This is a genomic window from Dickeya aquatica, from assembly GCF_900095885.1.
Classification (GTDB): domain Bacteria; phylum Pseudomonadota; class Gammaproteobacteria; order Enterobacterales; family Enterobacteriaceae; genus Dickeya; species Dickeya aquatica.
On record NZ_LT615367.1, the window covers coordinates 1,596,507 to 1,620,065 of the forward strand.

Genomic DNA, 23,559 nt, shown 5'->3' on the forward strand with positions numbered 1-23,559 from the left:
TGGAGGGCACGCCCTGAGAGAGGCTGTGACAGGGGCCTAACGTAAGCGCCAGCGGTTGAGGTGTTGTTCTGCCCGCGCCATGAGGTGATAAAACAGCGTGCTGACCAGGGCTATCAGCATCACTCCGGCAATCACCCGTTCTGACTGAAACAGTTGCTGTGCGCGGATCATCTGGCTGCCGAGCCCGTCACCGGAAGCGATGAAGTAATCCGCACCGATAGCACCCACCCAGGCGTGCATCAATGACAAGCGCAGGCCGGCAAACAGCGCAGGCAACATGGCAGGCAGCGTCAGATAGCGCTGGCGCTGCCAAAAGCCTAGTTGCAATACCCGCGCGGTTTCCTCGAGGGCGACCGGTCTGGCGCGCATGCCCTGCTGGCAGGCCAGCAGTAGCGGGAAGAATGCTGACAGTGTGATAAACGCGATACAAGCACGTTCAGACAGCCCAAACCAGGCGGTTAACAGCGGCAGCCAGGCAAACAGCGCCACGCCGCGCAGCGCGCTGAGTAGCGGCGTCAGTAATCTATCGGCAACGGTGTAGCGCCCCAGCACGCAACCGAGCAGGCAACCGGCGCTTGCCCCCAGCATAAAGCCCGCCAGCGTGCGCGTCAGGCTGGTCGCCAGTGCCGCTTCCCAGCCATTTTCAGGGGTAAACAGGGCCGCCAGCACCGCGGTGGGCGCGGGCAGAAATGTGCTTTCATGTTGCGCTCCGGCCAGTTGCCACCACAGGCACAAAAAAGCGGGCAGTATCCAGCCGATGAATTTGGACGTGGCCGCGGAGGCGGTGTCGTGGCGTTGCCCGGGAGCCGGTGGTGGCCAGAAAATCCAGCGCTGTTCCAGTTTCCACAGCAGGTGTTCTCCGGCCACGCCAAACGCGCCAATCACCACAATACACACCAGCACCATATCCAGCATGAAGAGCTGGCGGCTTTGCACCAGCAGATAACCCAGCCCTTCGCTGGAGGCCAGCAACTCCACCGCCATCAGCGAAACCCAGCCTTGTGAAAACGCCAGCCGCACACCGGTCATCACATGGGGCAGCATCACCGGCAGGGTCAACCGGCGTAGCCGCGTCCACCAGGGCAGTTGCAGCGTGCGGGCTATCTCATGCAGGGCGCGTGGCGTCTGCTGGATGCCACTGCAAACGCACAGTGTCATCGGTACGCTGACGGCTTTAATCAGCACCGTCAGCTTCAGTGCCTCACCAATACCGAGCGTGAGCATCAACAGTGGGATCCACGCCAGTGTCGGCGTCTGTGCCAGCACGTTAAACAGCGGCATGCCGGCTCGCTCCAGTGTCCGGCTCAGGCCAAACAGCATGCCAAGTACCATACCGAGCATGATGCCACCGAGTAACCCACAGCCCAGCCGCAGCAGGCTAATCCACAACTGCGCCGCCAGCTCTTGTGGCACAAAGGTGGCAGCGCTGTGCATTACGGTGAGCGGTGAGGGCAGCACCAGCGCAGACATCCAGCCGTAGTGGCTGGTCAGCGCCCAGAGTGTGGCCAGCAGCAAAGGCATCAACAGCGGCAAGGTGCGTACCATCAGTCCGGTTGAGGCCACCGGCCACGCCGCTGATTTAAAGCGTATTGATTGCATGGCGTCCTTGCCGTTACTTATGGGTTAACAGCGACAAGCGGTGGACTCCCGCCTGTTCGAGGCTTGCCAGTAACCCCGCTACCTCGCTGTAGCGCACCGCTTCATCGGCTTGCACCTGCACCGGCTGTTGCGCATTCGTGGCATTGAGCTGCACAAGGCGCTGTGCCAGTGCCTCGCGCGTAACCGGTTCCTTGTCGATGAAGATTTGCCGGGAGGCATCCAGGCTTATCACCAGCGGGCGCAGCGAATCAGCCGGTGCAACGGCGGCGGTTTTGGGCAGATGAATCGGGATGCTGTTCGTGAGCATCGGGGCGGTGACGATAAACACCACCAGCAGCACCAGCATCACATCCACCAGCGGCGTAATGTTCATTTCGCTCATGACGTCATCGTTATCGTGGGAAGTAAAGGCCATCGTCACACCACCTCGCGAATCGCGGTCACCGGATAGGCGCTGGCGGGCGGTTCCGGGGCGAAAATCAGATTTTGCGCCAGGCTGTAGATATCGTGGGCAAAATCATCCATGTCAGCGACCTCTCGCTTGAGCTGACGCAAAAAATAGTTATAAATCAACACCGCAGGAACCGCCACGGCAATCCCGATACCGGTGGCAATCAGGGCATTCCCTATCGGGCCTGCTACGGTATCAAGGCTGGCCGAGCCTGACTGACCGATGGTGTGCAGTGCCGCCATGATGCCCCATACCGTGCCAAACAAGCCGATAAACGGCGAGGTGGTGCCGATACTGGCCAGCAGGGCGAGGCCGTTTTCCAGCGCGCGCCGTTCACGCTGAATTTGCTGCTGGAGCGTGCGCTCCACCTGATCCTGCCACTGGGCGGCAGGGGCGATACGCTCCTTGAGTCGCCCCAGCACCACCTGGGTGGCGCGGGCCAGATTCGCCAGCGCACCGGGGTGGGCGAGGTGAGGCAATGCCGTGTTCCCGGCATCAGAAGCCTGCTGGCTGAAATAGTCCTGTTGCCAGAAAAGCTGGCGAAACTGCCGGTTATATCGGCGCAGGCGGCGATATTGCAGCAGCTTCAGCAAGCCGATAGACCAGCTTATTACGGAAAAAAACAGCAGTAACAGCATAACGCCCCCTTCCGGGGAGAGCAGCGAGATATGTTCGAAAGTCATAGCAGTCCTTATGAATTCAGGGTGAAATCGATGGGTACGACAACCCAGCCCGTTTCCGGTCTATCGCCCCGGCGTGCCGGAACAAATGACCAGTGCTGCACCGCCTGACGGGCGGCGTCATCAAGCGCCGGGTAGCCGCTGGAGCGCTGAAGCTCGATGGCTTGCACTTTGCCATCCGGGCGCACTTGTACATGAAGTAATACCGTGCCTTCCCAGCCGCGATTAATCGCCACATCCGGGTAAGCCGGTGCGGGGTTGCGCAAGTAACCGGCGCTGGCCGATGGCGGTGTGAGTGGAGCGCTGGGTGGCGCAGCACTCACCGGCGCACTGGCGGCGGCGAGAGGCGCAGCCGTAGTGGTTGCGGGGCTGTGAGCGGCTGGCTGGCGGTTGTCCGGTGCGGTTTTGCGCGGTTTGGGCGGTTTTGCCTGCCGCACAGGCGGCGGTGTTTGCGCCAGCGTATCCACCACCGGCGGTGTAACCGGCGTCACATCGGCAGGTTCAGGCGTTTCGGCCACGGCCGTGTCAACAGGCGGTGCTGGCGCGGCGGCAGGCGGCGTAACCGGCTGCGATTCTGCTTCGGCCGGGGCGCTGGCGGCAAATTCAATCACCACCGGTAGCGGGCGTGGCGGAGTGATGGGGTCAGGCGGCTGGCGCAACAGTAATGCGCCTATCAGCGCACCATGCAGCGCTAACGCCACGGCCAGCATCAGGCCGGTGTCGATACGGCGTGCGCGCAGCGGGGCGGGCCAGCGTTCCGGCTGGGTGTCGAGGCGGTGCAGCGCGCGCTGTCGGCGCGGCACGTTGGCCGCGGGTGGCGTCGGCCAGTGTGGCCGGGCCTCGGCGGCGAGCAGGGAATGCGTCATGATGGTGTGACTCCTCAAATAAAACAGGGTCTGGCAGGTTGCATTACGCGTTACCTGTAAAAACAGATGGCCCGTAAAGGCCGTTGTTCGTGTTCATCGCGATAAAAAATGGCCACGTCAGCGGCGTAAAAATAATCATCCGGCCACCATCGATGAAAACGCGCCAGGGCGTAAACCCGAAGAAATAACCACCGGGAAAAAGAGTAAAAGTAATGCCGATTTTTAATCAGAATTAAATAGTGTCAATGCTTATATATGGATATTGATATGCGCACATTGACTATTTGCCATATATTTTCTTCAAGATGTTCTGAATTAAACGCCGGTATTGCACCGGAATTACCCTAATGGTGAATGCGCAAAGAAAGCTAATGCATCATCAGCATAGTTTTTTTGTGTTTACTGCATAGTGTGCCTGATGGCGATATTTCCTGTTTTAGCGATTTAATGGGAATGCAAAAAACATTTTTATATTAGTCAGGTGACTTACCAACCGTTAAATGTTTCCCGGGTAAAGCCCAAAACAAGTGGGCCATCATTTTTACGCAGGTTTGATGCCGGGGGAATATTGATGCAAGTAATAATGAGACAACGAAAAACAGGGTTAACAGCCATAAAAAGAGGCTACTTGTCGGCTGTCAGCGTGATAATCGCCATATTGCTGATGGTGTTACTCGGGGGGCGAACGGTGCAGGCCGCCGGGGCGAGCGAGATTCGTATCGCCGTGTCGGATATCGGGGCAGGAAGCCAGCCCAGCGGCGGCGGGCTGATTGACTTGATTTATAGCCAAAAACGGCTGGAGCGGGAGTTTGGCCGCGATGGCATCAGCATTCGCTGGCTATTTATTAAGGGCGCGGGCCCGGTGATTAACGAAGGGTTCGCCAACCATCAGATAGACATGGCCTATTTGGGGGATTTAGCCAGCATCATCGGCCGTTCGCGTGGCCTGGATTCAACGGTTATCGGCGCGGCGGCGCGTGGAGTGAATCACTATCTGGCGGTGGCGCGCGGTTCGGCTATCCACCGTCTGGAAGACCTGAAAGGCAAGCGCGTGGCGCTGTTTCGCGGAACCGCGGCCGAGCTCTCTTTTGTCGCCGCACTGCGTGCGCGTGGGCTCACGGAAGCCGACATGAAAATTATTAATCTCGATTTTACTGCCGCCAGCGCTGCACTGGCCGCCGGTCATATTGATGCCACCTGGGGCGGCAGTAATACGCTGGCGTTGCGCGATAAAGGGCTGGCGGATATCGCCATCTCAACGCGAGATTTACAAGGGGCCGGGCAATTGGCCGGGTTTATTTTAATTGATGGTGCCTTCGCCCGGCAGAATCCGGATATTTTGGCCCGAATAATTAAAGTACAAAAAGAGGCCGCACAATGGGCCGGTCAGCCGGAAAATCGGGATGAATATATTCAGCGGCTGGCGGCGCAGTCGGGGTATCCTGAAAAATTATTACGTGAAGATTTAGCAGACGCACCGCTCTCACACCTGTTATCTCCCGAGCTGGATTCTGGATTTGTCGCCACCATTAAAAATTCTGTCGCACTGGCTTATGAGTCGAAATTAATTCGCCAGCCATTTTCTGTTGATGACTGGTTCGATCACGCCTTCTTAAAACGTCAGCCTTAATTATCGGGCATCTGCTTTTATTGTTGGTTTTTATTTGTTGCCGTGTGCGCACGGCAATAGTACGGCTTTATTCCAAAACGGGGTGGATATGCGTAATACACAATCATTTCTGGCGAGTGCTTTTTTTAAACCATCATTGCTAGCACAATCGCTTTTTAAACACCCGGCGCGCTGGCAATACCCGGTGCTGTTTAGCTCGGTATTCGCCATGCAAGGCCTGGCCCAGACAGCGCTCCCCGCGACCGTTGCCACGCCGCCGACGCCAACCGCCGCGGCAGCGCCCTTGGTTGCCCCGGCGCAGGCGGAAAATCACGCCGCCAGCACCGCGAAGCCGCAGGCCGTGCAACTCAAGCGCGTGCAGGTCAACGCCCAGCGCCGTAAGGCACAACAGCAGACGACGCTGGCCTCGGTGGTGGAGGGCAAAACGCTTGAGCAAGACCGGCTCTATCGTTTTGAGGATGTGTCGCAGGCAGTCACGGGGCTGGATATCGCCGCCGCCGATGCGCTCGACACCCGGGTGACGATTCGCGGTATTGGCGATGGCGGCGGCAGCGAAATCAATATCGGTATGCCAAGCAGCGTCGGGTTATTTTTAGACGGGGTGTATCTGTCGCGTCCTGGCATGTTGTCCAACGACCTGCTGGATATTGACTCACTCAGTGTGCTCAAAGGGCCGCAGGGGACGCTGTATGGTTTTAACACCACCGGCGGCGCGGCGGAGATCCGCAGCCGTAAACCGACCTTCACCCCGCAAGCCTCGCTGGAGCAGTCGTTCGGCCAGCGCGGTTATGTGCAGTCGAAGCTGATGGCGTCCGGGCCGCTTGGTGGAGACTGGGCCGGGCGCATTAACCTGTCGCACACCGAAAAAGGCGGTTATGTCGAAAACGTGCAAACCGGCCACCAGTTGGGCGGCAGCAACAGTAATGGCATTCGCGCCCAGGCGTTGTACCAGCCGGATGAGACGTTTAGCCTGCGCATCATTGGTGATTACAGCGACGCGACCAGTTACCCGGTGATATCGCTGGTAGACAGCTACCCGGTGGGCGGTGTGGATCAATTTCGTGCGCGCGCGGCGGCCGTCGGGGCACAGGTGGTTAGCGGCCGTCAGGTGGCGCTGGATGATGAAACCAAAAACCGCGTCGCACAGGGTGGCGGCTCGGTGGAAGCCAACTGGCGACTGAACAACGGTTATACCCTCAATTCACTGACATCGCTGCGTTATTTCCGCTTTCTGCCAGCCACCGCCGACGGCCTGAGCATTCCGCTCTATCATGACAGCGGTGCCGATGTGCACGACCGCACCTGGGGGCAGCGTTTCTGGGTGGATTCCCCCAAAGGTGGCGTGGCGGAGTATTCCTTTGGCGTTGATTACTGGGGCGAGAACCTCGACACCTTCGCCCATGACCGTTACTACAATAATGCGCGCGTCACCCGCTGGTATGGCAACACCAGTAACACCGGTAAATTCGTGCAGCGCTTCGGCGAGCTTGAAGATACGGTGTATTCCGTGTTTGCCCGCAGCACCTGGCATTTGGGCGATACGTTTGACCTGACGACCGGCGTGCGCGAAACCTACGAAAAGAAAACCGGCGCGTTTCGCCGTATCAACAAAAACGACTTTGACTCCGGTGCCCTGTCACAGACGAATCACCTGCCTTCGGCCACCGTCAGCCTTAACTGGTATGCCACACCCAATATCACCCCCTATCTGACGCTGGCGTATGCCGAGAAGGCCGGTGGGCTGAATATTTCATCGGGTGCGGCAAAACAGGCGGGTATCGACAGTTTGTACATCAAGCCTGAGAAAACCCGTGCCGCCGAGCTAGGGGTGAAAACCCAGTGGTGGCAGCGTCGGCTGGAGTGGAACACGGCGTTATTCTGGAGCGAGGTCAGCGATTTCCAGACCACCGCCTATGATGAAGAAACATTAAGCAGCTATCTGGTCAATGCCGGAAAGTTCCGTTCGCGTGGCCTGGAGTCACAACTGGCGTTGCGCCCGGCTGACGGGCTGACCCTGAGCCTTAACGGTACGTTGCTGGATGCGCGCTATCAGGACTTCCGTAACGCCAAATGCCCGGCCGAGGTGACGCTGGCGGCAAACCCACCGGCATCCTGCGACCTGAGCGGAGAGCGGGTATTTAGCTCACCGCAACTGACCTATAACGCCCGTATCCGCTATGAGTGGCAGGCGTTTGATAACGTACAGGCGTTTGTCGCCGGGCGCTGGGCATGGCGGAGCTGGGCCTTTGGCACGGTGGAGGATTCTGACTTCACGCGCATTCCCTCCTATGGCGTGCTCAACCTCTCAACCGGGGTCAGCGGTAAACAGAATAACCACACCTGGCGCGCCACGCTGTGGCTGAATAATGCGCTCGATAAAACCTACTATCGCACCCTCAAAGCCGGGGATTACGGCTCAGCCTATGGCGTGCTCGGTGAGCCGCGTACCGTGGGTGTGACATTCGGTTATGACTTTTAAGGAACCGCGCATGGCAGAACATGACAACAGCCGCCGCCGTTTTATTCAGCACGGCACCTTGCTGGCGCTGGCGGCCCCACTGCTTGGCCGGTTGCCACAGGCGGCCGCCGCGCCGGGCACTGCGCAAGGGGCCGCACCTGCACCGGTGGCGTTGCACTGGCTGGACGGGCTGGTGCCGGCGAGCTTTGGTGGCGTGACCTGGGGGATGCCGTGGCCACAAGGCCAGGTACCGGCGGACAGCCAGTTTTTGCTACATGAGCGCGGTCAGCCGGAGCGGGGGCTGCAAAGCTGGCCGCTCGCCTATTGGCCGGACGGGTCGCTGAAATGGTCAGCACACGCCGTCGGTGGCCAGCGTGCGCCCGCCGCTGGCGTGGCCGTCAGTGTCCGCACCACACCGTTACCTGCTGCCGCGCCGCTGGTCACGGACGCCGGGCCGGACTGGCAGGTTGACACCGGGCAGGTGCGTTGTCTGATACCCAAAGCCGGTGGCGAGGTTGTCATTCGTGCCCTGTGGCAGGGAGAGCGGCTGGCGCTCAGTGATGGGCGGCTGGTGTTGCGGGTGCAATCCGGCGATGAGCCCGATGCCCCACAGGCGCTGGCGGCGTTTCAGGGCCAGACGGCGCAGGTGACGGTGGAGCAATATGGGCCACAGCGCGCCGTCATCGCGCTGCGCGGCAGCCATCACCACCACCAGCAGACGGGGGTTACCCGGCTGCCATTTGTGGTGCGGCTCTATTTTTATGCTCACTCGGCATCGTTTCGCATCGTGCATACCCTGATTTATGACGGCGATGAGCAGCACACGTTTATCAGCGGTGTCGGTGTGGCCTTTGATGTGCCGCAGCAAGCTGAGCTGCACTCTCGCCATGTGCGTTTTACCAGCGCACAAGGCGGTATTTTTCGTGAAGCCGTGCGCGGTGTTAGCGGGCTTCGGCGCTCGCCGGGCGCGGCGGTGATCCAGGCGCAACGGGACGGTAAAGCCACACCGCCGATAGCACAGTGGCCTGCCGCCGTCGGCAAACGCCTCGGTGCTATCCCGGCGTTTGGCAGCTACCGGCTGACGCAGCATCACCCGGATGGCTTTCAGATCCACAAACGCACGTCCGCCGGGCGCGGCTGGGTGTTGTCCACCAGCGGCCAGCGTGCTTCTGGCACCGGCTATCTGGGTTCGCCCGCGGGCGGTGTGGCCTTTGGTATTCGTCATTTTTGGCAGAGCTACCCTGCGTGCCTGGAGATTGAACAGGCGCACACCGCGCAGGCCACCGTCACGCTGTGGCTGTGGTCGCCCTACGCACAACCGATGGATTTACGCTTTTATCATGATGGCATGGGGCAGGAGAGCTATGCGCAGCAGCGCGAAGGGCTGGAGATAACCTACGAGGATTACGAACCGGGCTTTGGCACGCCCGAAGGCATTGCCCGCACCAGCGAGCTGTTTGTGGATGTGCTGGCGGCCACGCCGGATGATGCCGCGTTACTGGCGCTGTCGCAGCGCCATCAGCAGCCGCCGTTACTGGTGGCCGATACCCGCTGGCTGCACCAGGCGGGCGCGTTTGGCCCCAGTTGGTCGCCGCAGGTGGCAGGCAACCCGGCGCAGCAGAAACTCGATGATCAGTTGCGCTGGTATTTTGATGTCTACCACCATGAGGTGGAGCAGCGTAAGTGGTACGGCTTTTGGGACTTTGGCGATGTGATGCACACCTATGACAGTGATCGCCACGTCTGGCGTTATGACGTGGGCGGTTACGCCTGGGATAATTCGGAGCTGAGCACCGATTTGTGGCTGTGGTACTACTTTTTGCGCAGCGGTCGCGCGGAGGTGTTCCGCATGGCTGAAGCGATGACCCGACACACTGGCGAAGTGGATGTTCACCATGCCGGTCGCTTTCAGCCGCTCGGCTCACGCCATAACGTGCAGCACTGGGGCGACAGCGCCAAGCAGTTGCGCATCTCGACGGTCGCTAATCGGCGCTTTTTGTATTACCTGACGGCGGATGAGCGCATCGGCGAGCTGATGGATGAGCAGGTCGAAGCCTTGCGCCGTCTTGAACAGGTGGTGCCGGGGCGCAAAATTGGTCAGCAGGCAGCTGTCAGCCCATTGATTAGCCTGAATTTTGGCACTGACTGGGGGGCGGTGGCCGCCGCCTGGCTGACCGCCTGGGAACGGCGTCAGGATGGGGCGATACGCGAGCGGTTGCTCAACAGCATGCAGTCACTGGCGCGACAACCGTATGGCTTTTTCACTGGCGTGGCGGACATCAACCCCGATAGCGGCGTATTTGCGCCGGTTCAGGGCGGAGAGGCGGTGGTGTCCCACTTAAGTGCGGTGTTCGGGCTGGCGGAGATTTGCGCCGAACTGCTGCCACTGCTGCCTGACCCGGATTTCACCCGCGCCTGGCTTGATTACTGCCGCTGCTATAACGACCCGTTGGCACTGGCGGCGTTGATGGGGCACCCGGTGAAAAAACCGAATCTGATGCAGGGCCATGCGCGCCTCACCGCCTTTGCCGCCTGGTGGCTGCATGACAAAGCACTGGCCCGCCGCGCCTGGCACGAGTTTCAGCGCGGCGATGGCGGGATTGCCGAGCCTAATCAACGGGTGCGGCTGGTCAGGCCGCCTGCGGTGTTATCCCCGATAAAAGAAGCGGATATCGGCTCTTCGATTGACCGTACCTCCGGCAGCACCGAGGCGACGAACTTGTCAACCAATGCGGTAGCGCAATGGGGGTTGACGGCGATAGCGCTGCTGGCGCTGGCCGGGCCAGCGCAGCCCGGTTAATCATCGCCGCGTTAGCGCTATTGACACCTCTTTACCACGATTTATCACTACCCCCGCCGGTGCGGCTACGCCAGGCGGGCACATCTTGAACATTTCACAGTATTATCAGGATATTATTCATGACCGACACAGCGAACATGCCACCGGCCGTGGTGGAGGCATCACGAACGGATGCGAGTGCCATCAGCGTTGCACCCGGCGTTATCGCGCCAGAGGCAGCGATCAGTACGGATGCGCACCAGCGCGTGGTGCTATGGGGCGCACGCCCGGACGGCCAGCCGCGCACCTGGCGGGTAGAGCAGGAAGCCCCGGCGCGCACGACCGTTGAGGTAAAAGGCGACGGACTGACGCTAGATAGCGCAGCCGGGCTCACGGTCTGGCTCGATCAACCGTTGTCCGGTACCTATCGCATTCGCTATGTGCGTGAAGTGGTGGTTCAGGGGCAACCGAATGACCGGCTTTCGGATCTTAATCAGTTTTGGGCCGCCCGCGACCCGGCTAATCCCGAGCTTTTCACCCGCCACGGTGTGCTCAGTGAATACGATAATTTATCGCTCTATTACGTCGGCATGGGCGGCAACTGGAACCAAACCACCCGCTTTCGTTATTACAACGGGCAGGGAGAGCGCCTGTTGCTGGGGGAGTTTACCGATGCCGATCATCTTTTGCGCACCGGGCAGTCATACCGGGTGACAATCGAGGTGGATAACACCGAAACCCGGTTTTTGATTGATGACCAGCTCTATTTTCGCGCCCATTATGCCGCGCCGCCTGCCAGCGGCTATTTTGGCCTGCGCACCGTGTTTTCGCGCCAGGTGATTCGTGATTTCAGCGTGACGCCGTTATAGCGGTCATGCGGGAATGGCGTTAACGCGGCTCATGCGCTGAGAGATCGCGGGCAGGTGAGGTATCGGTGGCATGTAAGTGGCGGTCAACGTCCAGAAACATGCCGATCAGCCGCTGCGCCAGCCATGACAGGCGAGCGTCCGCGCGGCTGACTATCCCGTAGTGGGTATAAAACGCCTGTGCGTCATCATCCAGCCCGGTGATTTTCAGCATGTGAATACCGCTGGGCGGCTGGCGTGTCGGGCCGTGGTGGTGATTGGTGGTGCCGATGGCATCGGAGTGGCGAATCACATCCAGCAGGCTGTAGCCGTTCTCACATTCGATACTGGGGCGAATATCCTGCTGGCCGCTCAGGCGCACCAGCGCCTGACGCAGGTTAGGCGGGCGCACGGTGGCCGCCAGCGGGTAGCTAAATAATTGCTCGACGCTGATTTCATCAAGCGCGGCCAGCGGGTGCCCCTCGCGGCAGCAAAACCCCCAGCGATGCTGGCTCAGGGGTTGCACACTGTAGCGGGCATCCAGTTCAAAATGGCGGGTATCGGCGACGATAAATGCCAGCTCTTCGGTCATCAGCCGTTGCCCCAGTGCCTGCCAGTTATCGACCCGAAACACCAGCCGCACTCTCGGATAGTGACGTGAAAAGGCCCCGATAACCTGAGGCATCAGCCAGGCTGCCGGAGCCGGGCCGCAACCGAAATGCACCTCGCCGCTCTCTTTTTCGCTGAACTGTGCGATATCGTGCGCGAGTGCCTGGGCATGTTGAGTGAGGCGGCGCGCATGTTCAAGCACCAACAGCCCCTTTTTGGTCGGTTCCAGTTGGTTGTTGCGGTCAATCAGCCTGGCCCCCACGCCCTGTTCCAGTGACTGAATACTGCGGCTGAATGCCGACTGGGAAATATTCACCGCCTGAGCCGCTGCCGTGAAATTGCGGTGCTCTATGAGCGCAATGAAGTGGCGTAACTGGCGCAAATCGATATTCATGAGGTCATACAACATTCAGGGCGGATAAGCATAAGCGCAGGCTAGCAGCCAGAGTGCGCACACAGCCAATAACCAATCGGGCGCATTTATTGCTGAAGGTTATAACAACATCGCGGTAGTACGCCACGAGGCATAGGCGCAGCGGCGGTTGCCAAAAGCGGTGATGACGGGGCGATAACGGTTGTAGTCCGGCGTGTGTGAACAGAACCCCTTCCCGAGCGCGGGAAGGGGCAATAATCACTCAGACGTAGGTGTCGTCGTCGCTGTCATCAGCGCTGAAATCACCGAAATCGCTGCCAGCGTTATTCTCCTGCGGCGTGTAGCTGGCGTTACTCCAGGGCGTATTACTGCTATCGGAGCCGTTGAATGTATCGAGGTTATCACGGCCAAAATCGCGGAAACTGTCATTAACGTCCTGCAACGGGTTGTCGTTGATGATCGACGTATCGTTGACGATATTGACTATCTCTTCCGGTTTGGTGTGGTTGAACATGCCGGTTAACATCTCGGCCAGCACCACGCCCCCTGCGACGCCAGCCGCAGTTTGTAACGCACCACTCATAAAACTGCCTGCGCGTGATGGAGCCGGTTGGGCATAACCCGGCTGAGCGTAACCCTGGGCCGGGGGCGGGGTGTACCCCATCGGCTGATTACTGTAGCCGGGCTGGCTGAAGCCTGAGGGTTGCCCATAGCTGCCGGTCGGTTGCACCGGCTGGGCGGTGCTCTGACGTCCGCCGCCAAACAGACCGGATAAAAATCCCCCGCTGCTGGGTGCCGGACGGGCCGCCGCTTCCTGTCTAAGCCGGTTGATTTCCATATCCAGCTCTTTGAGGCGTTGATCCATCTGTTTGAGCGCGGCTTCCTGAATAATGATCGATTGCGCCATGTAATAGGGAGCGGCAGGCTGCTGGCGGAGGTGTTCGTTAATCTGTTGTTCAGCCTTGAGATCCCGCGGGCCCGTGCTGGTCTCGGTTGTCTTCAGCCGTTGAAACAGACCATCGATAAGGCGTTGCTCTTCGGATTGCATAGGATTACCTCAAGAAATAAAAAGTTGTGGATGTTCTATCACATCCTTCGACCTTCGGTGCCATCCTACTGTGTTCATCACAGGGAATACATCACCGTCAAGTAAAGCTATTTGTGAATGTGTTACGAATTACGGCATTGTCAGTTGGTCAGAGTGTTGCACTTTTTGTCTTATCTTTGCCGTTATTGATATTTCACCTGCCCGCCAAAATAGTGATTAATGTCGCAAGACGCCACGTCCTGAGCGTTGTTACGTTGAGGTCAGTTACGTTGGGGTGCCGTGTCGCGCTGAAATGACATGTGTTGCACCTTGTTGATTTTACTGTGAATAGAGGAATGGCCATGTCTGCTTTGTGCTGTTGCGGTTGCGCTGTGTTGCATCTCCCGATACTGATACCTGGCACTAATGGAGTTCGCGATGAGTCAAACCGCTGCTTTACCTATTCTCGATTTTTCCCTGCTTGATGGCAGCGCTGCCCAGCGAGCCGATTTTCTGCACCAACTGAATATTGCCGCCCGTGAAACCGGCTTTTTTTACCTGACAAACCACGGTGTTGACCCGACGCTACAGCAGCGGGTGCAGCAGTTGTCGCGCGCCTTTTTTGCGCTGCCGGATGAAGAAAAGCAACGGGTTGCCATGATCCACTCCCCCCATTTTCGCGGCTACAACCGAGCCGGAGCCGAGCGCACCCGCAGTGAACCTGACTGGCGCGAGCAGTTCGATATCGGGGCCGAGCGCGCACCATTGCGGTTGTTATCCGGTGATCCGGCGTGGCGGCGCTTGCAGGGGCCGAATCTCTGGCCTGCGGCGCTACCGGAACTCAAAGAGACGCTATTGCGCTGGCAGCAAACGCTGGCACAACTGTCGTTGCGGTTATTGCGCGCATTTGCGCAAACGCTGGGGCTGCCAGTGACCGCTTTTGATGCGCTGTACGGTGACAAGCCCAACGAACACATCAAGCTTATCCGCTACCCGGGCCGCAGCGTGGCAGACAGCCAGCAAGGTGTGGGGGCGCATAAAGACTCCGGTTTTCTGACCCTGTTATTACAAGATGAACAGTCCGGGTTACAGGTAGAAGTCGAGCCTGAACGCTGGGTGGATGCCCATCCTCTGGCTGGATCATTTGTGGTGAACATCGGCGAGTTGCTGGAGTTGGCTACCAACGGGTACTTACGTGCCACCGTGCACCGGGTGGTATCACCAGCGGTGGATCAGGAACGGCTGTCGGTGGCGTTTTTTCTCGGTGCCCGGCTTGATGCCGTAGTGCCGGTCTATCCTCTGGATCCTGAGCTGGCGCAGTTAGCGCGCGGCCCGGCCAGCGACCCGGCCAATCCGCTGTTGCGTGAAGTGGGCTGGAACTACCTGAAAGGCCGCTTGCGTTCTCATCCAGAGGTCGCCAAACGCTATTACGGCGATGTGCTGCACAGCGCACAACAGGCCGTCAGTGCCTGAAAATTTGTCACGATAAAAATCATCATCAAGGGATAATAATATGAAAAAAAATACTTTTTTTGCTCTGACAGCAATGGCGTTAGCCATGGGGTTATCGGTATCGGCTCAGGCGGCCGAGGTACTGCGTGTGGCGGCAGACCCGGTACCGCACGCAGAAATTCTGGCGCAGATACAAAAATCCGACCCATCGCTGAAGCTGAAGGTGGTGGAGCTTAGCGGTAACGTGAACGCTAACGAGCTGCTGGCCAGCGGCGATGTGGATGCCAACTATTTTCAGCATGTGCCTTATCTGCGCGATCAGGAAAAAGCGCTGGGCAAAAAATTTGTCGTTGCTGCCACGGTGCATATCGAACCGCTGGGCGTTTACTCCAAAAAATACAAATCACTCAATGAGGTGAAAGAAAACGCCACCATCGCCGTGCCGAATAATGTCACCAACCTGAGCCGTGCGCTCTACCTGCTACAGGACAAAGGGCTGATAAAACTGAAAGCCGGTTATAACGACCCGGCGAAAGATCAGGCAACGCCGAAGGATATTGCCGAGAACCCGAAAAAATTAAAAATAACCGAAATTGAAGCCGCACAGATCCCCCGCTCGCTGGAAGATGTCGATTTAGCGGTGATTAACGGTAACTATGCGCTGGAAGCGGGCCTGGAGCCTGCGCGCGATGCACTCGGCCTTGAGAGCGCCAGCCATAACCCGTATGCCAATATTCTGGTCACCACGCCGGCACTGGCAAAAGACCCGCGTATTGTGCAACTGGCGAAAGATTTGGAGTCAAAAGCCACGGCGGAATTTATTCGTCAGCGCTATAAAGGCTCGGTGATTGCGGTCGCAGGACAATAACCATGATCCAGATTGAACGGCTGGCAAAACGCTACCCCGACAGTACCAGTGCGGCGCTGGAGGAGGTGTCGCTCACCATTCCAACCGGTGCGATATATGGCATTCTCGGGCGCAGCGGCGCGGGCAAAAGCACGCTTATTCGCTGCCTGAATTTGCTGGAGCGTCCCACGTCGGGCCGCATTGTGATGGACGGGTGTGATATCACCACGTTGTCAGCTGCGGCATTGCGCCAGCATCGGCAGCGTACCGGGATGATTTTCCAGCATTTCAATTTGTTACATGCCCGCACGGTACAAGACAATGTCGCTGTACCGCTGGAAATTGCCGGGGTAGCCCGGCATGAGCGTGAGACGCGTGTGGCGGAATTGCTGGCGTTGGTTGGCTTGAGTGATAAGGCGCAGGCTTATCCTTCCCAGCTCTCTGGCGGGCAAAAACAGCGGGTGGGTATAGCCCGCGCGCTGGCCGCCCGGCCGCGTTACCTGCTGTGTGATGAAGCCACCAGCGCGCTTGACCCGCAAACCACCGCGTCGATTCTTGCCTTACTCAAGCAGATTAATCAGCAGCTTGGTTTGACCGTGGTGCTGATTACCCATGAGCTGGAGGTGGTGAAAACCCTGTGTGACCATGCGGCATTGTTAGAGGCAGGGCGAGTGGTCGAAAGCGGTGAGCTGCGTGTACTGTTGGCGAACCCAACATCACGCTTGCGTCAGGCGCTGTTACCCGATCTGGCGGCTGAACGGGCATTTTTGTTGCGCCACGGTGTGGAACTGGCGGGGCTGAGTCAGGCTGAATTGGCGCTCTCTGCGCTAGCGTTGCCGGACGAACCCAGCGCCAGTGCTGCAAAAACTGCATCCGAGGAGGCCGGGTTATGCAGAGTCGCCTGAGCTGGGACGAGCTATTTTCGATTATGTTCAATGCCACGCTGGAAACGCTCTACATGGTGGGGCTGGCTGCGCTGTTTACGCTATTGCTTGGTTTACCCGTTGGCGTGTTGCTGTTTATCAGCCGTCGCCAGGGCGTGTTGCCGCTGCCGCGCTTAAATGCCGTATTGGGTGGGGTGATTAATATCGGGCGTTCGCTGCCGTTTGTGGTGTTGTTGATAGCGCTTATCCCGCTGACTCGTCTGATTGTCGGCACCACGCTTGGCAGCACCGCCGCAGTTGTGCCCATCACGCTCGGCGCATTTCCGTTTTTTGCCCGTATTGTGGAAAACGCACTGGCTGAGGTGGAGGCCGGAAGGGTGGAGGCGATAGTCTCAATGGGCGGCAATGTATGGCATGTGGTCAGCAAGGCGCTGTTACCTGAGGCGCTGCCGTCGATTGTGGCGGGCATCACGCTGACGGTAGTCATGCTGATAGGCTTTTCATCGATGGCAGGCGTGATTGGCGGTGGAGGTTTGGGCGATTTGGCTATTCGCTATGGCTATCAGCGTTTTAATCAGCAGGTGATGATAGGGACGGTCATTGTGCTGGTATTACTGGTACAACTGGTGCAGTCGCTGGGCGACCGGCTGGTGCGTTCGTTGGCCTATCGGCGTTGAACCTTGTGTGGAGGGTGGCACCGCCATCCTCTGTTATCCCCAGTTTTCCCGCCATTCACGCGATGGGTTGTGCACAACAACGGTGAGTGAGCCGGTTTATCCCCCGATAGTGAAGTCAATCGTCATAATTAATGAAAATAATGGCTAAAAAATACAATAATAATTGCTGCGCAATAGCTATCGAAAGCGCATTAAATAACCTGTTCAGATACCTGTGGTAATTTCTAGGAATATTCTATCTTCTTTTTATTTTGGGTTTTGATTTAATAAACCCCGAAGCGATGATATGACGGCTTCAGTTATTAACCAAAAAATAAATTTTATTTTCGGTTAATTGCAAATGACTTGTTAAAGGACATTCATAATGAATATGAAACCTCTCTTTTTAGGCGTTATTCTGGCAACTTCTTATGCTCATGCCGCTTCCACCGAGGTGAATGCAAAACCCGCCGTGGAGAGTGCTGCCAGCGCAGTTGTAACGCCCAAAGGCACCGCAAATAATGAGGAGGGGAAGAGTCATCCGGTTGCACCACAATCATCCACTGCATTAACAGTAAAAAAACATGAAAACACGGCGGTGAAAAAGCAGGATGAAAAAACAGCTGTAGTGGAAAAAACAGCTGTAGTGGAAAAAGCACTCAAGACGGAAAAAGAAAATAAGGCGGCAGTTAAAGCGGAGAAAATAAATAATAATGCCAAAGAAAAAACAGCGGTAACAAAAACAGGGGTAACAGAAGAAAAAACAGCGGCACAAGCGGAAAAGAAAGCTGAACCTACAGCAGCACCCGCTGTAAAAACTGAACAAAAAGCCCAGTAATAAGCGCTCGCTATAATCACGTCTGGCTGATGTGCCGCCAGGCCTGGATACCTGATAATCCGGCTGATCATCATCTGTTCTTTGCCTGACGCAGAGAACAGGTCGATGGGCAGCCGGTTTTTTGTATTCCAGCCATTCAGATACCTGCCAGTTTACCTTGCTAATAAAATTATATTGCATTGCATCATCAGGTGATGGTTAGCAGGTTTATTTTTTCAAACATGAATAATAAGTGCTCACTGGCGGAATAATATCTGAGGCATGCGCGCGATTTATTAGGTCGTAGCTAAAAAGTTCAGATGTTTCGGTGAAATTAAATTGGCAATTTCTAGGATTATTCCATCTTCTTTTTATTTTTGATTTTGTTTTAATAACCCCCGAAGCAATGCTGTGATGGCTTCAGTTATTAACCTGAAAATAAATCTTTTGGTTAATCGCAAATGACTTGTTAAAGGATGTTCATAATGAATATGAAACCTCTGTTTTTAGGCGTTATTCTGGCAACTTCTTATGCGCATGCCGCTTCATCTGAAGTGAGTGCTAAACCCACGGCGAATACGTCAGCCAGTGCGGTTGTAACGTCAAATACCACCACAAGTCAGGAGGGGAAAACTCAACCAGGAGTACCGCCGACATCCACCGCGGTACCCGTAAAACAGAATGCGCCTGCTGATAAAAAATCAGAGCCGCATAAAAAAGCAGCGACATCAGAAAAAAACAAGGATGCGCTGAATGTCGCCCCTACAGAAAAAGCAGGGGCGACAGAAAAAGCGGTTACCAAAGAAAAAGCCAATAAACAGGGAACGCCTGCTGTGGTGGAAAAAGAAAAAGGGCATGCTGAGAAAAAAGCTGACCAGAAGTCGGTGGTACCGCCAACAGCCATAGAATCTAAAACTGAGCGAAAAGCACCATAACGTCATTGCGGCCTGACGGGTTACCGTCAGGCCGATAACCTGAATGCCTTTCTTTTTTCCTTTTTTCCTTGTCTGTCCATCTTCTGCTTTTACGTCCTGTGCTGTTAGGCCGGGGCGTTTTCATTTCCCGTGTCGTGCCATTGCAGTGGCACATTGCGGGGGATTACCGCGTGCGGTGCACCCGCAATCGCCCCCCATCGCCGCCAGCGGCACCTGATGTGTGCATGGCTCGCGTGATTAGCGCGGTAACGGCAGCCACTGGCGTAATTGCGCGGCGCTCTGTGCGCCGGTGAGCCTGGCACTCTCTTTGCCGTCTTGCAGCCAGATAAGCGTTGGCAGCGAACGCACACCCAGCGCAGCGGTTTGTGCCAGATGGTGGTCAGCATCAAGGTAATAGCAGGGTAATTCACGTAACGATGCATCACCGAGCACGGTTTCCAACTGGCGATACAGGCTTTTGCAATGCACGCAGCGTTCTGCGCCGACCAGCAGTAGCGAGGGGCCGCTTGCTGTCAGTGGCAGGCTCTCGTCGGCGGCCAGCGACAGGGTATGAAAGCGCTGGCGGCTGACACTAAACAGCTTCGGGCTGCGCTTTAGCTCGTCACTGTCCGTTGCCACGCACAACGCATCGCCACCGCGCTTATAGGGCCGGGTATCGTGAACGGCAACCACGCTGGTGAAACCAGACTGTGCGGCACCGGGCTGGCGAAAGCGGGTGTTGTCCGGCGGCACAACGGCGTTTTCCTGTGGGCGTTCAAGCTGTGGCACCCAGTCATAGGGCACGCGATAGGCACGGTATAGCATATTGGTGTTGACGGTTTTCCCCCAAAACGGCGAGATATATTCCCAGACAATTTCGTGATCGACCGTGACCTCGAACAGGCGGCCATTTGCCCCTTCGTTAATCAGCGTATTTCCATTTGGCAGGCGTTGAATATTGCTGATGTACGGGCTGTAGAAACGAAATGCATCGGTAGGATGGGGCAGCCCGGCCTCATACGGCGAATAACGCCAGACTACATCCAGCGTTACCGGGTTGATTTCCAGTATGCGCGAGTAATCGCGCCAGGCATTTTTCACGCCGTCCGCCGAGGCGGGGTTAGGCGCGCCGTAACCGGCCCAGCCGCCGTTATCAAACACCAGAATATTGCCCGCGCCCGGTAAACCGGCCGGGACCATGTGGGCGTGATGCTGGCCGATTATCCAGCCGATGTGTTTCAGCTCCGGGGTGCGATAATCCGGCCCGAGCCGCCAGACTATCTTGCCACTCTGCTTATCTGTGATGGCGATGATGTTGGCTTCTCTGGCATCCCAGATGATGTTGTCCGGGTGAAAGCGAGAGTCGCCTTCGTCAAACCAGCGGTTTGGCCCGAGCGTTGACATGCTGTTGATGTGCATCCAGTCACCCATGCCGCCGCCGCTGCTGCGCATGTTCGGGTTGTTATAGAGCGCGGTTTTCGCCGCGTCATCAAAACCCAGCTCATCAACGTGGTCGCTGCACCGCCATTCCCACAGAATATTGCCCTGCCAGTCCACCTCGATGATGGTGTCATCAAGCAGGGGTTTGTCACTGATTTGAGGATTGTGCAGGTTCTGGTGCGCCAGAATTAAAGTGTTTGCCCCTAACGCCTGCGGCTCAAGCCCTGGCGCATAGTAACCAACCGGGTTGCCGCTGCGCTGGTAGTCGTGGTGGGCGCGCGCCATCCACTCCGGCGGCAGGTCGGGGTCCTGGATATATTCGTAGCGATTGAACTGCCAGACGCGGTTGCCATCCCAGTCCAGTTGCACCACATCAACCATGTCCTGCATGCCGTAGCGCGCATCGCGCTGGCCGCTGTGGCCGAGAATATACCCACCGGGTAACAGCTTGTTGGGAAAGCCGTGCAGCCCTTCCCAGAGCCGTAATGCGGTGCCATTCATGTCAATTAACACCGCACCGGTTTCCAGCGCCTGAAAAACGGTATAACCGCCCCAGGCTTTTTCTGGCTGATAGAGTGTTGTACCGGTCGGGTAGACGGAGGGGTGTCCCATGGTTTGCTCCAGTTAGTCAGTGACAGCAGAATGTTCGGTGATAACCCGGCTTATGGGGGCGTGCGCGGTGTCCGGTTGTGTCAGCAGGGCCAGAATCTCGCTGCATTGCTGGTGAAACGCGTCGCTCTCGCGCAGGCGCGGGTGGGGCAGCGCCACGGTGCTGAGGTGCTTTAGTCTGCCGGGGCGCGGGGCCAGTACCACGATCCTGTCTGCCAGATAGACGGCCTCTTCCACATCGTGCGTCACCAGCAGCGTGGTGGTGCCTTCCTGCTGGTGGATACGCCGCAACTCTTGCTGCATTTGCTGACGGGTCAGGGCATCGAGTGCGCCAAAGGGTTCGTCGAGCATCAAAATGCGTGGGTTGGCCACCAGACCCCGGGCAATCGCCACCCGCTGCGCCATGCCACCGGAAAGCTCGGCGGGCAAGGCATCAGCAAACTCCTGCAAATGTACCAGCCGCAGGAAGTGCTCGACGCGCTGTGCCTTATCGGCATGAGTGAGTTTTTCACTGGCCAGCCCCAGGGCAATGTTCTGGCGTACCGTGAGCCACGGGAAGAGCCGGGGCTCCTGAAACACAATGCCGCGCTCACGACCAATGCCGGAAACCGGCCGCCCATCGACCCGTATTTGGCCTTGATAGTGGTTATCCAGCCCGACCAGCAGGCGTAGCAGTGTCGATTTTCCACAGCCGCTGCTGCCGACAATCGCCACCAGCTCACCGGGGTAAATGGACAGGCTCAGGTCATCAATCACCGTCAGCGTATTGCCGCTTACCCGAAATTGTTTAGTGAGCTGCTCAAACACCACCACCGGGGCGGCAGAATGATTGGATGTGGGGTATGTCATGGCGTGACTCCTGTGTGACGCCAGCGGGTAAGGTGGGTTTCCAGGCGCAAACCGATATGGTCAATCAGTGCACCGGTGATACCTGTCAGCACCATGCCGCTGAGGATGATAGGCATATCCAGCAATTGCTGGGCATTGATCATCAGGCTGCCAATGCCGCTACCCGATGACATGAAATATTCTGCGCCGATGGTGCCAAGCCAGGCATAAATCATCGCCAGCCGCAGGCCGGTAAACAGTGCTGGCGCGGCATCAGGCAGCGTCAGCACGCGCAGGCGGTCGTACCACGGCAGTTGCAACACGCGGGCGACATCGTGCAGGTCTTTTGCGCGTCGGCGCACGCCCTGATGGCTGGCTACCAGCATTGGAAAGAACGCCACCAGGGCAATAAATGTCACCTTGCCCTGTTCATCATTGCCAACCCAGGCAGTGATAAGCGGCAGCCAGGCAAACAGCGCCACCTGGCGCAGCAGTGTCAGGGTTGGGGTAAACAGCGATTCGGCACGCAGGCTTAACCCCAGCAGCAGTCCTGCCAGCAAACCGGCGCAGGCACCGAGGGCTCCGCCGGTTAGTGCGCGCCGCACACTGTGCCAGAGCGCATCAGGCAACACCCCTTCACGAAAGCCCTGCCACATGGCGTGTATCACCTCGGCAGGCGGTGGCAGTAACCGCGTATTGAGCCAGCCGTGATGGGCACTGAATTGCCATAACACCAGAAGCAATAACGGCAGCGCCAGCCCGATAGCGCGGCCATCTGGCGTGGGTTGCAGGCGGCTGATAGCCGACCGTGACCAGCCTATCAGGCGGTGTTCCAGCCGGGTGATGCCAGTCTCCATCAGCAGCCCGGTCAGGCCAATGACGGCAATGCACACCAGCACGATATCTAACTGAAACAGCTGACGACCCCAGACCATCAGATAACCGATACCCTGTGATGAGGCGAGCAGTTCCACCACAATCAATGACACCCAGGCTTGCGACAGCGCCAGTTTTAAACCGGTAAACCATACCGGCAGAGCCGCAGGCAAGATCAACCCGAACAGGCGAGAGAAACGCGGCAGGCGTAAGCTATCGGCAACCTCAAGGAGCGGCAGCGGAATATCGCGGATACCGCGCTGCGTGTGCAGCGTGACCGGCACCAGAACCGCTTTGATGAGCACCGCCAGCTTCAGGCCGTCATCAATGCCGAACAGCGCCATGAACAGCGGGATCCACCCCAGTGTCGGAATTTGCGCCAGGGCATAAACCGTGGGATAGAGCAGCCGCTCTGCCCGTGACGATGCGCCCATAAGCCCGCCGAGCAGGGTGCCAAGGGCGACACCGGCTGCCAGCCCGCTTACCAGCCGACGCAGACTGATGGCCCACTGGCTGAGCAACTCCCCGTGCCATAAGCTGATGGCGGTTGTTGCCACCCGTGATGGTGCAGGCAGAATTTGTGGTGGCATCCAGCCTAAGCGGCTGCTTACTTGCCACAGCGACAGCACCAGCAACGGCAGCAACAGGACGACCACCGCCTGCCTGATCCGGTGCGGCAGGGGGAATAACAGACGATAAGGTCTCGGTGGTCGTAGTAACCAGGGCTTATTCATTTTTTGTTGCAACGTCGGTGGAAATAAATCAATAAGACATAAAAACCCGAAGCCGGTGGTGATGCCAATGCAATAAACAGATATTCCTCGTGCAAGAAACGCATAAGCTTCCCGGCGCGGCACCGTGACTGGTTTATGTTTTTTTTAGCTGATAAATCATGGAAATGTTATTTACCGCCAGCCTG

18 protein-coding genes and 1 pseudogene are annotated in these 23,559 nt (G+C 57.6%); 10 read left to right on the forward strand and 9 right to left on the reverse strand.

Features of this window, described 5'->3' with window-relative positions; all coding sequences use genetic code 11:
- Positions 1-36: 36 nt before the first annotated feature.
- Genes DAQ1742_RS07050 through DAQ1742_RS07065 form a run of 4 tightly spaced genes read right to left on the reverse strand, consistent with a single transcriptional unit; the run spans position 37 to position 3,596 of the window.
- A complete protein-coding gene (locus DAQ1742_RS07050) occupies positions 37-1,599 on the reverse strand; it encodes an ABC transporter permease (RefSeq protein ID WP_035342813.1) in 1,563 nt (520 codons plus the stop codon).
- 13 nt (positions 1,600-1,612) lie between these two features.
- The gene (locus tag DAQ1742_RS07055) at positions 1,613-2,014 is read right to left on the reverse strand and encodes an ExbD/TolR family protein (protein WP_035342811.1); all 402 of its coding nucleotides are present in this window, start codon (positions 2,012-2,014) and stop codon (positions 1,613-1,615) included.
- 2 nt (positions 2,015-2,016) lie between these two features.
- On the reverse strand, positions 2,017-2,733 hold the full coding sequence (locus DAQ1742_RS07060) for a MotA/TolQ/ExbB proton channel family protein (RefSeq protein ID WP_035342809.1): 717 nt from the start codon (positions 2,731-2,733) through the stop codon (positions 2,017-2,019).
- Between the two features lie 8 nt (positions 2,734-2,741).
- Complete coding sequence (locus DAQ1742_RS07065; protein ID WP_035342807.1) at positions 2,742-3,596, reverse strand: energy transducer TonB; 855 nt, start codon at positions 3,594-3,596, stop codon at positions 2,742-2,744.
- Between the two features lie 664 nt (positions 3,597-4,260).
- On the opposite strand from DAQ1742_RS07065, the gene DAQ1742_RS07070 reads away from it, so the two are divergent.
- The 4 genes from DAQ1742_RS07070 to DAQ1742_RS07085 all read left to right on the forward strand — a co-directional run bounded on the left by DAQ1742_RS07070 (position 4,261) and on the right by DAQ1742_RS07085 (position 11,332).
- Entirely contained in the window at positions 4,261-5,226 is a 966-nt protein-coding gene (locus DAQ1742_RS07070; protein WP_051124223.1) for an ABC transporter substrate-binding protein, read from the forward strand.
- Positions 5,227-5,434: 208 nt separating this feature from the next.
- Positions 5,435-7,705 carry a TonB-dependent receptor gene (locus tag DAQ1742_RS07075; protein WP_083961160.1) on the forward strand — a complete coding sequence of 757 codons (2,271 nt, stop codon included), beginning with the start codon at positions 5,435-5,437 and terminating at the stop codon, positions 7,703-7,705.
- A 10-nt stretch (positions 7,706-7,715) separates the two neighbouring features.
- The gene (locus DAQ1742_RS07080; RefSeq protein ID WP_067487149.1) at positions 7,716-10,484 is read left to right on the forward strand and encodes an exo-rhamnogalacturonan lyase family protein; all 2,769 of its coding nucleotides are present in this window, start codon (positions 7,716-7,718) and stop codon (positions 10,482-10,484) included.
- A gap of 119 nt (positions 10,485-10,603) precedes the next feature.
- Positions 10,604-11,332, forward strand: a complete 729-nt coding sequence (locus DAQ1742_RS07085; RefSeq protein ID WP_232046603.1) for a DUF6250 domain-containing protein — start codon at positions 10,604-10,606, stop codon at positions 11,330-11,332.
- Positions 11,333-11,351: 19 nt separating this feature from the next.
- On the opposite strand, the gene DAQ1742_RS07090 is transcribed toward DAQ1742_RS07085, so the two are convergent.
- Positions 11,352-12,311 (reverse strand): LysR family transcriptional regulator, encoded by a 960-nt coding sequence (locus DAQ1742_RS07090; RefSeq protein ID WP_035346110.1) that lies wholly within the window; start codon positions 12,309-12,311, stop codon positions 11,352-11,354.
- A 241-nt stretch (positions 12,312-12,552) separates the two neighbouring features.
- On the reverse strand, positions 12,553-13,338 hold the full coding sequence (locus DAQ1742_RS07095) for a DUF2076 domain-containing protein (protein WP_035342805.1): 786 nt from the start codon (positions 13,336-13,338) through the stop codon (positions 12,553-12,555).
- A gap of 417 nt (positions 13,339-13,755) precedes the next feature.
- Here DAQ1742_RS07095 and DAQ1742_RS07100 point away from each other — a divergent pair, with 417 nt between their 5' ends.
- From DAQ1742_RS07100 to DAQ1742_RS07125, 6 genes and pseudogenes are all read left to right on the forward strand, one after another.
- The gene (locus DAQ1742_RS07100; RefSeq protein WP_051124069.1) at positions 13,756-14,790 is read left to right on the forward strand and encodes an isopenicillin N synthase family dioxygenase; all 1,035 of its coding nucleotides are present in this window, start codon (positions 13,756-13,758) and stop codon (positions 14,788-14,790) included.
- Positions 14,791-14,830: 40 nt separating this feature from the next.
- Complete coding sequence (locus DAQ1742_RS07105; RefSeq protein WP_035342802.1) at positions 14,831-15,637, forward strand: MetQ/NlpA family ABC transporter substrate-binding protein; 807 nt, start codon at positions 14,831-14,833, stop codon at positions 15,635-15,637.
- Between the two features lie 2 nt (positions 15,638-15,639).
- Positions 15,640-16,404: pseudogene (locus DAQ1742_RS07110) on the forward strand (methionine ABC transporter ATP-binding protein); the annotation flags it as partial.
- A gap of 101 nt (positions 16,405-16,505) precedes the next feature.
- A complete protein-coding gene (locus tag DAQ1742_RS07115) occupies positions 16,506-17,177 on the forward strand; it encodes a methionine ABC transporter permease (RefSeq protein ID WP_035342800.1) in 672 nt (223 codons plus the stop codon).
- A gap of 364 nt (positions 17,178-17,541) precedes the next feature.
- Positions 17,542-17,994 carry a hypothetical protein gene (locus DAQ1742_RS07120; RefSeq protein WP_035342798.1) on the forward strand — a complete coding sequence of 151 codons (453 nt, stop codon included), beginning with the start codon at positions 17,542-17,544 and terminating at the stop codon, positions 17,992-17,994.
- 464 nt (positions 17,995-18,458) lie between these two features.
- Positions 18,459-18,908: a hypothetical protein gene (locus tag DAQ1742_RS07125; RefSeq protein ID WP_035342796.1), complete on the forward strand. Its 450-nt coding sequence runs from the start codon at positions 18,459-18,461 to the stop codon at positions 18,906-18,908.
- A gap of 237 nt (positions 18,909-19,145) precedes the next feature.
- Here the strand turns inward: DAQ1742_RS07125 and DAQ1742_RS07130 are convergent, their stop codons facing one another.
- Genes DAQ1742_RS07130 through DAQ1742_RS07140 form a run of 3 tightly spaced genes read right to left on the reverse strand, consistent with a single transcriptional unit; the run spans position 19,146 to position 23,374 of the window.
- A complete protein-coding gene (locus tag DAQ1742_RS07130) occupies positions 19,146-20,939 on the reverse strand; it encodes an aryl-sulfate sulfotransferase (RefSeq protein ID WP_180706266.1) in 1,794 nt (597 codons plus the stop codon).
- A 12-nt stretch (positions 20,940-20,951) separates the two neighbouring features.
- Positions 20,952-21,785, reverse strand: coding sequence for an ABC transporter ATP-binding protein (locus tag DAQ1742_RS07135; RefSeq protein ID WP_035342792.1), 834 nt, complete (start codon positions 21,783-21,785; stop codon positions 20,952-20,954).
- On the reverse strand, positions 21,782-23,374 hold the full coding sequence (locus tag DAQ1742_RS07140) for an ABC transporter permease (RefSeq protein ID WP_035346106.1): 1,593 nt from the start codon (positions 23,372-23,374) through the stop codon (positions 21,782-21,784). The genes DAQ1742_RS07135 and DAQ1742_RS07140 overlap by 4 nt, the downstream gene beginning before the upstream one ends.
- Between the last annotated feature and the right edge of the window lie 185 nt (positions 23,375-23,559).

Excerpts from the sequence above, each read along its gene's own strand:
- DAQ1742_RS07050 (WP_035342813.1), bottom strand. The coding sequence starts at position 1,599 with ATGCAATCAATACGCTTTAAATCAGCGGCGTGGCCGGTGGCCTCAACC.
- DAQ1742_RS07055 (WP_035342811.1), bottom strand. The coding sequence starts at position 2,014 with ATGGCCTTTACTTCCCACGATAACGATGACGTCATGAGCGAAATGAAC.
- DAQ1742_RS07060 (WP_035342809.1), bottom strand. The coding sequence starts at position 2,733 with ATGACTTTCGAACATATCTCGCTGCTCTCCCCGGAAGGGGGCGTTATG.
- DAQ1742_RS07065 (WP_035342807.1), bottom strand. The coding sequence starts at position 3,596 with ATGACGCATTCCCTGCTCGCCGCCGAGGCCCGGCCACACTGGCCGACG.
- DAQ1742_RS07070 (WP_051124223.1), top strand. The coding sequence starts at position 4,261 with ATGGTGTTACTCGGGGGGCGAACGGTGCAGGCCGCCGGGGCGAGCGAG.
- DAQ1742_RS07075 (WP_083961160.1), top strand. The coding sequence starts at position 5,435 with ATGCAAGGCCTGGCCCAGACAGCGCTCCCCGCGACCGTTGCCACGCCG.
- DAQ1742_RS07080 (WP_067487149.1), top strand. The coding sequence starts at position 7,716 with ATGGCAGAACATGACAACAGCCGCCGCCGTTTTATTCAGCACGGCACC.
- DAQ1742_RS07085 (WP_232046603.1), top strand. The coding sequence starts at position 10,604 with ATGACCGACACAGCGAACATGCCACCGGCCGTGGTGGAGGCATCACGA.
- DAQ1742_RS07090 (WP_035346110.1), bottom strand. The coding sequence starts at position 12,311 with ATGAATATCGATTTGCGCCAGTTACGCCACTTCATTGCGCTCATAGAG.
- DAQ1742_RS07095 (WP_035342805.1), bottom strand. The coding sequence starts at position 13,338 with ATGCAATCCGAAGAGCAACGCCTTATCGATGGTCTGTTTCAACGGCTG.
- DAQ1742_RS07100 (WP_051124069.1), top strand. The coding sequence starts at position 13,756 with ATGAGTCAAACCGCTGCTTTACCTATTCTCGATTTTTCCCTGCTTGAT.
- DAQ1742_RS07105 (WP_035342802.1), top strand. The coding sequence starts at position 14,831 with ATGAAAAAAAATACTTTTTTTGCTCTGACAGCAATGGCGTTAGCCATG.
- DAQ1742_RS07115 (WP_035342800.1), top strand. The coding sequence starts at position 16,506 with ATGCAGAGTCGCCTGAGCTGGGACGAGCTATTTTCGATTATGTTCAAT.
- DAQ1742_RS07120 (WP_035342798.1), top strand. The coding sequence starts at position 17,542 with ATGAATATGAAACCTCTCTTTTTAGGCGTTATTCTGGCAACTTCTTAT.
- DAQ1742_RS07125 (WP_035342796.1), top strand. The coding sequence starts at position 18,459 with ATGAATATGAAACCTCTGTTTTTAGGCGTTATTCTGGCAACTTCTTAT.
- DAQ1742_RS07130 (WP_180706266.1), bottom strand. The coding sequence starts at position 20,939 with ATGGGACACCCCTCCGTCTACCCGACCGGTACAACACTCTATCAGCCA.
- DAQ1742_RS07135 (WP_035342792.1), bottom strand. The coding sequence starts at position 21,785 with ATGACATACCCCACATCCAATCATTCTGCCGCCCCGGTGGTGGTGTTT.
- DAQ1742_RS07140 (WP_035346106.1), bottom strand. The coding sequence starts at position 23,374 with ATGAATAAGCCCTGGTTACTACGACCACCGAGACCTTATCGTCTGTTA.